This window comes from Nannocystis exedens (assembly GCF_002343915.1).
Classification (GTDB): Bacteria; Myxococcota_A; Polyangia; order Nannocystales; family Nannocystaceae; genus Nannocystis; species Nannocystis exedens.
In genome coordinates this window covers 10,555,432-10,567,508 of the sequence record NZ_NETK01000001.1, presented here as the reverse complement: position 1 = coordinate 10,567,508, position 12,077 = coordinate 10,555,432, and the positions used below count along the sequence as shown (strand labels likewise).

General features: G+C 74.3%; 10 protein-coding genes. 5 read left to right on the top strand and 5 right to left on the bottom strand.

All coding sequences use genetic code 11. The annotated features are described in order from the left end of the window. Positions 1 to 2 precede the first annotated feature (2 nt). Both NAEX_RS41185 and NAEX_RS41180 read left to right on the top strand, forming a co-directional pair. Positions 3 to 1,550 (top strand): hypothetical protein, encoded by a 1,548-nt coding sequence (locus NAEX_RS41185; RefSeq protein ID WP_096332933.1) that lies wholly within the window; start codon positions 3 to 5, stop codon positions 1,548 to 1,550. Positions 1,551 to 1,553: 3 nt separating this feature from the next. Then, complete coding sequence (locus NAEX_RS41180) at positions 1,554 to 2,456, top strand: hypothetical protein (protein ID WP_096332932.1); 903 nt, start codon at positions 1,554 to 1,556, stop codon at positions 2,454 to 2,456. A 97-nt stretch (positions 2,457 to 2,553) separates the two neighbouring features. Here the strand turns inward: NAEX_RS41180 and NAEX_RS41175 are convergent, their stop codons facing one another. Together NAEX_RS41175 and NAEX_RS41170 are read right to left on the bottom strand one after the other, a co-directional pair. Beyond that, positions 2,554 to 3,321, bottom strand: coding sequence for a coiled-coil domain-containing protein (locus tag NAEX_RS41175; RefSeq protein ID WP_096332931.1), 768 nt, complete (start codon positions 3,319 to 3,321; stop codon positions 2,554 to 2,556). Then, positions 3,318 to 3,695 carry a DUF5335 family protein gene (locus NAEX_RS41170; RefSeq protein WP_096332930.1) on the bottom strand — a complete coding sequence of 126 codons (378 nt, stop codon included), beginning with the start codon at positions 3,693 to 3,695 and terminating at the stop codon, positions 3,318 to 3,320. The genes NAEX_RS41175 and NAEX_RS41170 overlap by 4 nt, the downstream gene beginning before the upstream one ends. Positions 3,696 to 4,026: 331 nt before the next feature. Here NAEX_RS41170 and NAEX_RS41165 point away from each other — a divergent pair, with 331 nt between their 5' ends. After that, positions 4,027 to 4,677 (top strand): hypothetical protein, encoded by a 651-nt coding sequence (locus NAEX_RS41165; RefSeq protein ID WP_096332929.1) that lies wholly within the window; start codon positions 4,027 to 4,029, stop codon positions 4,675 to 4,677. Positions 4,678 to 5,063: 386 nt separating this feature from the next. Here NAEX_RS41165 and NAEX_RS41160 read toward each other — a convergent pair whose 3' ends face one another. Then, complete coding sequence (locus NAEX_RS41160; protein ID WP_096332928.1) at positions 5,064 to 6,032, bottom strand: PLP-dependent cysteine synthase family protein; 969 nt, start codon at positions 6,030 to 6,032, stop codon at positions 5,064 to 5,066. Positions 6,033 to 6,183: 151 nt separating this feature from the next. Here NAEX_RS41160 and NAEX_RS41155 point away from each other — a divergent pair, with 151 nt between their 5' ends. Both NAEX_RS41155 and NAEX_RS41150 read left to right on the top strand, forming a co-directional pair. Next, the gene (locus tag NAEX_RS41155; RefSeq protein ID WP_100793064.1) at positions 6,184 to 7,461 is read left to right on the top strand and encodes an FG-GAP repeat domain-containing protein; all 1,278 of its coding nucleotides are present in this window, start codon (positions 6,184 to 6,186) and stop codon (positions 7,459 to 7,461) included. A 461-nt stretch (positions 7,462 to 7,922) separates the two neighbouring features. Then, positions 7,923 to 9,716 carry a hypothetical protein gene (locus NAEX_RS41150; protein WP_096332926.1) on the top strand — a complete coding sequence of 598 codons (1,794 nt, stop codon included), beginning with the start codon at positions 7,923 to 7,925 and terminating at the stop codon, positions 9,714 to 9,716. Between the two features lie 413 nt (positions 9,717 to 10,129). Here the strand turns inward: NAEX_RS41150 and NAEX_RS41145 are convergent, their stop codons facing one another. Continuing rightward, entirely contained in the window at positions 10,130 to 10,762 is a 633-nt protein-coding gene (locus NAEX_RS41145) for a hypothetical protein (RefSeq protein ID WP_143140678.1), read from the bottom strand. A 324-nt stretch (positions 10,763 to 11,086) separates the two neighbouring features. After that, on the bottom strand, positions 11,087 to 11,896 hold the full coding sequence (locus tag NAEX_RS41140) for a hypothetical protein (RefSeq protein WP_096332924.1): 810 nt from the start codon (positions 11,894 to 11,896) through the stop codon (positions 11,087 to 11,089). Positions 11,897 to 12,077: the final 181 nt, after the last annotated feature.

Genomic DNA, 12,077 nt, shown 5'->3' with positions numbered 1-12,077 from the left:
TCATGCACCCACCGCTTCGCCCACGCTCCGTCTTCGCCCTCGCCCTTCTCGCCGGCGCCTGTGCCCCGCCCGACCCCTACGAGGGCACCTTCGAGCTGCTCCCGCCGGTCACCACCCGCGACGGCCTCGTATGGGTCGACCCGGCGCGCGACGAGGTCGTGTTCGTCTTGCCCGAGGGCGAGAGCGTCACCACCCGGCGCGCGGCCGTCGGCGACGAGCACACCGTCGTCGCCTGGAGCGCCGCCAGCCGCGATCAGAAGTCCGTCCTCGCGCTCACGATCCCGGCCAGCGCCAAGGAGGAGGACATCGACGAGCAGCTCTACCGCTTCCCCGCCGACGGCGAGGGCGAGCCGGTCGTCTACGACGTGCAGGCCCCGTTCACCGCGCTCGCGCTGAGCCCCGATCACCGGCGGGCGATCCTCTACTTCGGCGGCGACGGCAGCTCCGAGCAGCTCCACAACGCCAACCAGATCGCCATCGTCGACCTCGCGGGCAAGGGCGTCGAGAACGTCACCCTCAACGGCTTCGGCGGCACCTTGAAGGCCGTCGAGTTCCCTGGCCAGATCGTCGAGGGAGAGGAGACCCCGATCGTCATCGGCGGCGTCGCCCACGACATCGCCGCCTTCCTCGCCGACAGCGAGGTCGTGCTGATGGACCTCGACGATCCGGCCCTCGATCAGGTCGCCGTCCCGCTCGGCAGCGACATCGGCTTCTCCCCGCGCACCACCCTCTTGCGGCCCGGCAACGACCTGTTCGTCGACCCGGCCCTGTTCGTGCTGTCGGCCCAGGGCGGCGAGGTCGGCATGCTCACCCTGGTCGCCGAGGGCGACGGCAGCGGCTTCACCGCCCAGATCAGTTTGATTCCCGTCGGCCAGACCAGCAGCGACTTCATCTTCTACGACAGCCCCAGCGTCCCCTACCTCATCACCGTCGACGCCGCCGCCGGCGCCCTCGTGTTCACCGATATCCGCACCCAGGGCGGCTTCACGGTCCCGCTCGCCAGCGCCGCCGAGTCGCTGTTCCTGCGCGACGTCGACGGCGGCAAGCAGGCCGTCGTGTGGGCCCGCGGCGGCACCCAGCTCAGCACCCTCGACCTCGACGGCATCGAGGACAGCCTCGGGCGCAAGCCGAAGCGCCTCAAGATCGAGACCGGCATCGACGAGCTCGTCGTCCTCGACAACGACCGCGTCCTGGTCGGCAGCGGCAACAAGCTCTACGTCGTCGCCTTCCCCGAAGAACAGGTCACCCCGCTGTCCTCGCAGGTCGCCTACGACCCGCGCGGCAGCGCCCTCGTCGGCGATCGCCTGCTGCTCGGCACCGCCGGTCAGCAGTGGGTCAGCACCGTCGACCTCCAGACCTTGAACCCCGAGTCGATGCTGCTCGACCACGCCATCGGCGCCTTCCATTACTTGCCCGGCCCCGACCGGATCGTCATCACCCACGACGATCCCGCCGGCCACCTCACGATCGTCGATCCGGCCGACCCGTCGCGATCGACCAGCCACGTGCACTGGGGCTTCTTGCTGCAGGGCGTGCTCGATCAGGAGTGAGACATGCCGTCCCTTGTCCTTGCCCTCGTATTCGCCGCTGCTCCTGCCGCCACCGATCGCGGCGCCGCCGAGGCCGAAGCCCCGACCGCCGTCGAGGCGTGGACGCCGGCTCCGGCCGATCCTCCGCCCGCCGCCGTTGCGCCCACGCCCGCGCCGATGCCCATGCCCGTGCCGGTCGCTGCGCCGACGCAACCTCCTCCCCCGGCGGTCACCCAGCCGCCGCCGCCGAGCGCCGGCCCGCCGACCCCGCCGCCGACGCGCAAGCGGACCTGGCCCGATCGTCCGATCCGCTGGCGCGTCGACCTCGGCGGCGACATCGGCACCACCGTCAACTTCGACCCCGCCTGGCGCGCCTTCGACGACAACCGCTCCGCCTTCCACGCCGGCGGCACCATCCGCGGCGACTTCCGCCTCGGCGACGGCCGCGTCTTCCTCGGCGGCGGCGCCAGCTTCCGCCGCTTCGCCAGCTACAACACCCTCTACCAGGCCTTCGGCGCCGACATCACCGTCCGCGAGCCGCTGGCCTTCCTCCGCCTCGCCGTGGTCGTGCGCGAAGGCTTCGACGTGTTCGCCCACGTCGGCGGCGGCCCCAGCTTCACCGCCCTGTCGCTGTCCTCGTGGACCAGCACCTACAACAGCGGCTACCAGCAGGCCGTCACCGGCATGGCCGACGCCCAGGCCGGCGTCTCGCTGTACTTGCCGAAGAAGTGGCTGCCGCGGCGCGGCGCGGCGCGGGCCACCGCCGGCTTCGAGCTGTCCGCCGGCTACACCTTCCGCAGCAAGATCAAGGTCCGCCCCGAGCCCGACGTCTACGACGACCCGCTCCCGACCCACAGCAGCGACCTCGGCGACCTCGCCGTCCGCGGCTTCGTCTGGCGCTTCGGCGTGTTCGTCCGCTTCCAGTGATTCGCACGCCGGGCGCCGCGATGCGCGTGCATCGGCGCTGTTCCGTAGCGACCGTGTGGGGTGCCCCGCACGCACGCCGCACGCCTCGCGCCGCGCCTCAAGACGCCGCGTGCCCCGGCGACCGCACCACCGACCCCGCGGCCGCGGCCTCGTCGTTCTCGAGCGTGCGCACCAGCGAGTTCGTCTGGCGCAGCGCCTCCTCGAGCCGCGCGCGGATGTCGACCGCCCCGTCTTGCACCGCCGTCAGCGCCTCGTGCATCGCCATCCGCAGGGACGCCACCGTCGGGTCGTATTCGCGGGGCAGGCGCTCCTGCGCCTGGTCGAGCAGGTCCGTCGCCTCGACCAGCGTGCGCAACGCCTCCTCGTACGCGCGGCCCTCGGCCAGCGCCTCGGCGCGGCGCGTCTTGTACTTCGCGCGCAGCAGCGCCACCCGGCCCTCGATCGTCCGCACCCGCTGCGACAGCGCCCGCTCGGCCTGTTCGGCGCTGGCGATCGTCGAGTCGCGGGTCTTTCGCGCCTCGAGCTCCACCGTCGCCACCAGCCGGTCGACGTCGGCCTCCGTCCGGTCGAGCTGTTGCTTCAGCTCTGCCTCCGCCCGGTCCTTCTCGATCCGCAGCAGCTCGCGCACGCGGGTCAGGCGGTCGCGGCTGTTCTGGTACGCCGCGTCGAGCGACCCGCGCGTGTGGTCCACCAGCTCCGTCTGCTTCTCGCGCAGCGACTCGACCGCCGCGCGGATCTCCGCGTGCGTCCGCTCGGCGTCTTGCCGGCCGCCCGCGCGCCAGTACGCCAGGAGGGCCACCGCGATGCTGAACGCCGACACGGCCAGCGCGCCGCCGGCCATCCGGCGGGTCGTCTCCGGCGTCACCGGAACCCTCCGGCCGCCCGCGCGCGCTCGATCGGCCCGCCGCCTTGCACGTGCAAGATCTCCTTGATCCCGTCGGCGCGGACCAGCTCGAACGTCGCGATCACGTCCTCCCGATCGCCCTCGAGCACCCAGACCTCCGCCGGCCGGAACACCAGGTGATCCGAGCCCTCGAGCTGCACCTCGAGCGTCTTCCCGTGGGGGTCGTAGGAGATGCCGAGGAGGCGCGCGTTCTCGGCGAACATCTGGTCGCCGATCCGCTGCGACACCGCCTGGATCGTCACGATCCCGGCCGCGTCCGGCCGCAGGTGCTTGCGCGAGAACGCGTCGAAGTACGTCTTCCACTCGTGCACCGGGAGCTGCTTGGTCGTCTTCATCGAGGCCTCCTCTGCTCGCCTGCTCGCGCGAAGGATCGCGCGCAGCCTGGCCTGATAGCACCGGCGCGGAGGCGAGCAAGCGGTCCGGAGGGCGCATCCGCCCCGCCGGCGGGTGATCGCCGGCCCCGCACATCGGCGGCGACGCGATCGCGGTCGTGACGAGTTTGCGACGTTGCGCTCGCGCCGCGGCTCGCCGTGTCGCTATTGGCGACGCCAGGGCGCCTGCGTCCGCCGGGGCGTCGCGCGCCGCGTGGCCGCCGGGGCGAACCGCTCAACGATTGCGGCGAGCACGACCCTCATGCCGCCTCACAACGTCGCGACTGTCCGTCGATTGGTCTTCGCTGGCGCCGCGCTGCTCGGCTGCGCGGGCAACCTCGAGCCTGCGCCCGGGTCGAAACGGGTCGCGGGCATCGCCTCCTCGGCCGTCGACGAGCAGGCCGGCGTCGAGCTCGTCGCCGTCGCCGACGCCTGGCGCGGCCATCCGCCCGAGCTCGACGAGCTCGTCACCCCCGTCCTCGTCACCCTCACCAACCGCGGCGAGCGGCCGCTCGAGCTGCGCTACGAGCACTTCGCCCTCGTCACCCCGGCGGGCGTGCGCTTCGCCGCCTTGCCGCCGGTCATCGTCACCGGCGTCGCCTACGGCCCGGTCGACCTCGTCTATCCGCCGATGGGCTTCGGCCTCGCCCCCTACCTCTCGCCGTGGTACCCCGCGCTGTCCACGTGGGGCGGCAGCTTCCCGTTCCGCGCCGACTACTACGGCAATTGTTACACCTCCTGCCGCCACTTCCCCCTGCCTGACGGCGAGCTGTTGCAGCGAGCCTTGCCCGAGGGCGTCCTCAGCCCCGGCGGGCGGATCACCGGCTTCCTCTACTTCGAGGAGCTCGAGGACGTGCGCCACATCGACCTGATGTTCGAGCTCGTCGATCCCACCACCGGCGAGCGCTTCGGCGGCCTCGACATCCCCTTCGTCTACGACGATTGAGCCGCCCGCCCCCTCGCCCGACGGGAGTGCACGGGCGAGCGTCGGTGGATCGCGACGATCGGCCTCCCTCCCGTGATTCCGCTGCCGCGACGCCGCACCCCCCTCGCGTTCGCGTCCCCTCGCCGCGACGAGCGGCTTCCCTCCCGTGATTGCACTGCCGCGACCCCCGCACCCCTCGCGTTCGCGTCCACGCGCCGCGATCCGCCTCCCTCTCCTGATTCCGCTGCCGCGACAATCGCAGCCAGGTCGCGTTCGCGGCTCTCGCGTGAATGATCCCGCGCGCACCGCCGGGCGGCCGTCCTCTCTCCGACGAGAGAGCGACCCCGGCTCGCACGATCGCTCGCCGACCGACGCGCGTCTCCTCGCTGCCGCGGCCGACCGCTCGCCTAGACCGCGTGCGGCTGCAACCACGGCTTGCTGCGGTAGCGGTCCCAGCTGTCGGGCAGCACCGTCACCACCGGCCCCTCGAGCCCCCCGCGGGCCGCCACGCGCAGCGCCGCCGCCACGTTCGTCCCCGCCGACCCGCCGACCAGCAGCCCTTCCTCTGCGATCAGCCGGCGCGCCGTCGCGAAGCTCTCCGCGTCCGACACGCGCTCCGCCGCGTCGATCACCGCGCGATCGAGGTTGCCCGGCGGCTCGCTCGCGCCGATGCCCTCGACCGCGTACGCCCCGTCGGGCCCGAGCGTCCCCGACTCGACCCATTGCGCGAGGCCCGAGCCGATCGGGTCGGCCAGAACCACCTGCACCTTCGGACATGCCCTCTTGAGCACCCGACCGACCCCCGTGATCGTCCCGCCCGTGCCGGCCCCGGCCACGAACGCCCCGACCACCCCGCCCGTCTGGGCCAGGATCTCCGCCGCCGTCGTGCGCGCGTGGACCTCGACGTTGGCCGGGTTGTTGAACTGGTCGGCCAGGAACCACCCGCGCTCGCGGGCCAGGCGTTCGGCCACCCGGCGGAAGTTGTCAGGGTGCGACGGCGCCGCGTTCGGCGTCACGATCACCTCCGCCCCGAGCGTCGCCAGGGCCGCCCGCTTGTCGGCCGACATCTTCTCCGGCAGCACGCAGACCAGCCGGTAGCCGCGGGCCGCGGCCACCAGCGCCAGCCCCACCCCCGTGTTGCCGGCCGTCGCCTCGACGATCGTCATCCCCGGCCGCAGCAGCCCGCGCGCCTCCGCGTCGTCCGCGATCGCCACCGCGATCCGGTCCTTCACGCTCCCGCCCGGGTTCAGGTGCTCGCACTTCACCAGCACCGGCGCCGCCAGCCCCGCGGTCAGTCGGCGCAGCGGCACCAGCGGCGTCCCGCCGACGTGCCCCAGGATCCCGCCCGCGCACCGATGACCTGGCGTTTCGTGCATGTCCGAAGGGCCAGCCGGGGGCGGCCTCGCCCCACAGCTACCGCGCCGCTCGCCCGCCCGCAAGCGCCGACTGCGGACCTCGCGCGATCGCGCGCAGGGCTCCCCGGGGCCGGCGCTTGCCGCGACCGCGCGCCCGTGGCAGCGTTGTCGAATGAGGGCCCACCTGGCGTCCGCGCTGGCGCTGCTGCTCGTCGGCTGCACCGATCGTCCGCTCGGCGAGACCGACGGCGACAGCGGCGCCGGCGGCGGCGGCGGCACCGAGGGCTTCACCGGCGGCGGCCCCGGCGGCGAAGGCACCGGCGGCCCCGGCGGCGAAGGCACCGGCGGCCTCACCAGCCTCGACCCGACCGAAGATCCGACCGGCGACCCGACCGACGGACCCGGCGGCGACCTCAGCCCCGCCATCGAGCCCTACTCGCTCGAGGTCGCGGACTTCGACGGCGACGGCCACGACGACCTGCTCGTCATGGGCCTCGACGACGCCGAGCTGATCGCCGGCTGGGTCGCGCGCGGCCACGGCGACGGCAGCTTCACCGCCGATCTCGCGCCCACGCTCAAGGGCGCCAGCGCCTATCCGGCGATCGGCCAGCTCGACGGCGACGCCGGGGTCGACGTCATGGTCGCCCAGTTCGCCGACGCCGCCCGGATCTTCCGCTGGCAAGTCGCCGAGTTCGCCGCCTACAAGACGCTCAAGAGCCCGCCCACCCCGCGCAACCACGTCGTCGCCGACATCGATCGCGACGGCCGCAACGACGTCGTCGCCCTCTGCCACGGCGCCCACAAGTTCGGCCTCACCGTCCACCGGGGCAGCGACGCCGCCGCCTGGACCACCACCACCACCGTCCTCGGCGCCGTCGCCGACTTCGCCCCCGCCAATTTGCTCGTCGGCCAGCTCGACGGCGACGGCGTCCCCGACGCGCTCCTGTTCGAGGCCGACGCCCCGCGGGGCTTCCTCCGCGTGCTCGGCCGGCCCGGCGGCGAGTTCGTCGAGCCCGAGGTCCAGGTCGGCCACGTGCGCCCGTGGAGCGCCGCGCTCGGCGACCTCGACGAGGACGGCGCGCTCGACATCCTCGCCGCCGAGCACTTCCCCACCCGCCTGTCCCTTGCGACAGGTGACGGCGCCGGCGGCTTCACCCACGCCGGCGCCATCGCCATCGACCCGCCCTTCACCCCGCACGCCCTCGACATCGACGACCTCGACGGCGACGGCCACCTCGACGTCGTCGCCGTCGACGCCCTCAGCCCGATCCTGCTCTACTGGACCGGCCACGGCGACGGCGCCTTCGAGCCCGCCCAGGCCCTCCAGTTGCCCTCCGGCGCCGTCCGGGTCCACGCCGCCCGCCTCGATCCCGGCCCCGCCCTCGACCTCGCCGTCGCCACCTTCGACGCCGGCGCCGTCACCGTCCTCCTCAACCCCGTCGCTCCCTGAGCCTATTCCTCCGGCCATGTCCGCCGGGACATGCGCAAAAGCGCATGTCCCGAGGGACACACGCTCTGCTCCGGCCGGCGCGGCCCCGCCCCCCTTCACCGCCGCGACTCCGCTCGCCGCACGCATCACCCCCCACGATTCGCTCGCTCTCTGCCGCGCATCCGGTCCCGACCGCGCCTCGCCTCACGACCCGCGCTCGCGCATCCGGTCCCGACCGCGCCCCGCCTCACGACCCGCGCTCGCGCATCCGGTCCCGACCGCGCCTCACAGGCCGCTCTCGCGCGCATCCCAGCTCGACCTCGCCCCCCTCACGTCCCGCTCGCGCGCGCATCCCGGCTCGACCTCGCCCCGGATCCCTCGACCTACGCTCGCGGGCGCCCTCTCGCCGCGACTCCACGCTCGGCTGCCCTCGCCGCGCCCGCCGCTCCGCGCCGATCGCCCCGGCCGCACGTTACCCGACCGTGACCACGCGCCCTCTCATCCTCGGCCTCGCGCTCCTCGGCGCCTGCGATCGCCGCGACGCCGCCGACCTCGAGCACGCGACCGACGCCTCGCCTGCGATCGCCGTCCCGGGCGCCGCCCCTCAACCCGGCCCCGACTCTTCCGCGAGCACGACTTCGCCTGCGCCAGCCAGCCCGACCGGCAGCGCCACCACCTCCGAGCCCGCCGTCCCGACTGCGAGCCCTCCCGCCACCGCTCCGCCCGGCACGGCTGCGAGCCCGCCCGCCACCGCTCCGGCCGGCACGGCCGCGAGCCCTCCCGCCACCGCCCCGAACGGCACGCCCGCCTCCACCTTCCCCGCCGCTCCGCCGACGCTCGCCGCCATCCCGCCCGATCGCCGCTGCGGCGAGGCCGGCGAGCAGCCCACCGAGCTCCCGCCGGACCTCGCCCGCGGCCGCGCCCCGATCGGCAAGGGCACCCTGCGACCCGGCGACACGCGGAAGATCGGCAAGGCCGAGCTCCACTACGATCCAGACGCCTGGATCGGCACGCGCAAGGCCGGCCACCGCGGCCCCGGGCTGCGCATCGAGATCGATCGCGCCGAGGTCGGCCCGCACGATCCCTGGGGCGCGCACGAGGATCTGCACCCCGATCAGGAGCACCACACCTTCGTCGGTCCGTACCGCTTCGACCTCCGCACCGGCGCCGGCGATCCGCCCGCGAGCGTCGCCGTCACCGTCAGCCGCGAGGTCTGCCCGGCCGCGGCCGTCATGCCCGCCACCACCGCCTCGCGCTCCTTCTGGCTCAGCACCGAGGCCATCCGCACCTACACTTACGACCTCCAGGGCGAGCTCCTGCAGTTCAACCTCGACGGCCGCGGCGACGCCCCGCGCCTCGACATCACCGACCTCGGCTATCGCCACTGGCTCGCGCCGCGGCCCGACGGCGCCCATCGCTTCCGCGTCGGCCCGCACTTCATCACCCTCGATCGCGTCACGCCCGGCCCCGGCACCCGCTACGACGGCGCCTGGCAGGCCGACGGCGACGCCCGCCTCCACGTCCGCGTGCGCATCGATCCCGCCGCCGCGCTCCCGCAGCCCGCCCCGGTCGCCGCCACCGATCCCTGCGCCGAGTCGGCCGTCCGCACCACCGTCCCCGCCGCCCTGACGAAGCTGCCCGCGCTCCAGCGGGCGCGCACCCTCGACGTCGGCAAGGAGCTCGCGCTCGGCCCGCTCACCTTCAAGTACGTCACCCTCGAGATCCCTGCCCGCGGCAGCGGCCCGTACCGCGAGGAGGCCGAGCAGGTCCCGCTGCTGCAGGTGTTCGGCGGCGCGCTCGGGGGCTTCACCGTCAGCAACCCGCGCATGACCCCGCGGATCGTCCGACTCGGCCGCGAGCTCGTGCGCGTCGACACCGACGGCCACGGCGATCGCGTCCGCCTGCGCCGCGCCACCGTCACCTGTCCTCACGAACACAAGCTGCCCGCCCCGCAGGCCCCCGTGTACGTCTGGCTCAGCGCCCTCGGCCGCACCCTCGTCACCTTCCCCGGCCGCGGGACCATCCCCCTGTCGCTGCAGCTCTACACCGAGCTCTCCGGCCCCGGCCTGTCGGTCGGCAGCGAGAACGCTTACCTCTCGCGCCAGCTCCGCCCCGACAGCGCCGGCGCCTACACCCTCGACGACTACCTCGTCGAGATCGTCGACATCGTCGCCGGCCCGGACACCAGCCACGACGGCCAGCGCTGGCAGTCGAGCGGCGTGCTCCCGATCGTCCACGTCCAGCTCGAGGTCACGCCCCAGCCCGGCGGCCCATGACCGTCGGACTCGTCCGGGCCCCCCATGTCTTGAAGACAATGCCCCATTCGACATTTCCTTACAAACATGTCCGAAAAAACATGTCCTGACGCACCACTCTGCCGCCCGAAACGCCCGCGCACCGAACCACGCTCGGCGAGCGTGAACCAGCCCGTCGCGGCCCGTATGGGCCACGGACGGCGAGTTCAGCGAGCCTTCCTTGTCCCCCCTCATCCACCCGCGCCGCTCGGCCTCCGGCGCGGGCCGCTCCCCGTCCAGCTCCGGGTCACGCCCCGGCCCGTCGGGCCGTGACCCGGAGAACATGCCCTCGACGACATGTCCTCGAATTCTCGAGGCTGGCCCGCTCGTGACCGTGCGGCCGCTCGCCGCCGGCGCGCTCGAGCCCCGACGCCCGTCCGCCCGGCCGCCCTCGCTCAGCCCGCGCTGGCCTGCGGCGCACCTGTCTCTTCGGCCAGCTCCCCGTCCTCGTCCTCCGCGCCCGGGCTGAGCGCGCGGAACGGCTGGCGGCGGCTCGACCCGGCCAGCGCGTCGCGGTAGTGGGCCAGGTTCTTCACCAGCGAGCGCCAGCGGCGGAGGTCCTCGCGCAGCGCCGTGTCGCGTTCGACCAGGGCCAGCGCGCGGACCCAGCCGAGGACCGCCTGGCGTTCGCCGAACCATGCCCCGACGTTCGCCCCGATCGCCAGGCCGACCACCATGATCACCGCCACCAGCAGCCCGCCGAGGAAGAACATCATGTCGACCGTGAACCCTGGCGGATGCGTCAGCAGCTCGACGCACAGCGCCAGCAGGGCCGAGGCGCCGGCCAGCGATCCGGCCAGGCGCAGGCGGTCGGTCGCGCGGGCGGCTCGCAGCTCCACCGCGGCCAGCCGCTGCGAGCCTGCGTACCCGCGCAGCCACAGCCGTGACCGCCGCGGCCCCGTCGTCGCCGCCACCTCGACCTCGCCGCAGAAATCGCCGCGTCGGACCTGCAGGCGCATCCCCGGCTGCCGCGCGCGGCCGCGCGAGGGCGACGGCTCGGGCACCGACACCACCTCCGAGCGGGACACCGCGTAGCCGGCCCCAGGCGGAAAGAACGACGCCCAGAGCCCTTCCACGTGGCGTGCAGCGGCTTCCTCGGCCGTCGCCGGACACGCCACCGCCCATCCGAAGCCCTGACCGAGACGCGCATCCATCATCCTCAGGCTACCTGCCCGATCCGGCCCCGTCCAGCGGCGGCCACGGCGCGAATTCGCCGGAGCCTGCGAGCGCCCTGCTCCGCGGCGTCGCCCACCGGCGGCCCGCGATCGATCTCCGCGCCCACATCCCCTCGCGCCGCGTCCGCACCAGCGCCCCGCGGCGAACGGCCCACGCCGTCTCGCACCGACCGAGCCTCAGTTGCCGCCGCCGGCGCGCTCGCGCAACAGGTTCGTCGCGCGCGGCCGCAGCTCGGCCTCCGCCTCGGCCACCGCCGCGGCGATCGCCGGCGGGGCGGCTGCCACCGTCGCGCGTCCGCGTCGCGTCGTCGTCGCCCACATCAGCGCCTCCGCCAGATCGGCCAGGTCGAGCCCGGCCAGCCCCTCGTTCGGCGCCGACACCAGGGCGCGGCGCCACACCGCCGCGTGCTCGGCGAACACCTGTCTCGAAGACCATGTCGCCTCCTCGCCCGGCGTCACCACCACCGCCTCTCCCGAGTGGATCAGCAGCCGATACGTCAGCGCCGCGAACACCATGTGCTCGAGCAGGCGCGCGTCCAGGCGCGGCTCGCCGGCGGCCAGCCCCGACTGCAGGCGCAGCAGCATCCCGCCGCCGAACTCGTCGGTGATGTGGAACACCGCCAGCTCCGGCGCCGTCGCCAGCAGCCAGCTCACCGCCAGGCGCAGCAGCGCCGCCCGCGTCTCCGGGGCCACCTGCGCCCAGGGGGACCCGGTCGGCGGCGCCACCAGATCGAGCCCTGCGAGCCGCGGCGCCGGCCCGGCACCGAGCCCCGCCGCGGCCGCCCGCCACGCCTGCCGGTCCGCCTGCAGCGCCGGCGGCGGCGTCGTGGTCAGCACCGCCACGCGCACGAACTCCGGCTGCCCCTCGCCGCTCTCGGCCGGTAACCCGAGCCCGCGCGACAGGTACAGCCCCAGCCGCTCCGGCTCGCTCAACGCGGCTCGCAACACCTCGGGATCGAGACTCTGGGGCGCCCGGCTGTCGTGCATCCCTCGCCGATACCACTGCTGCGCGCGAAAATACACCTTCCCGCGAGAACCGCCGCGGGGGCGCCGACAGCCCCCGGCACCCCCCGCCGGCCGCCCGCGTCCCCCGGCCCGCCCGCGCTCGCCGGAGAGGCTGTCCATCGCTGCATGTACGAAGAGCCAGCCCCTCTGTCCCCCCGGCCCC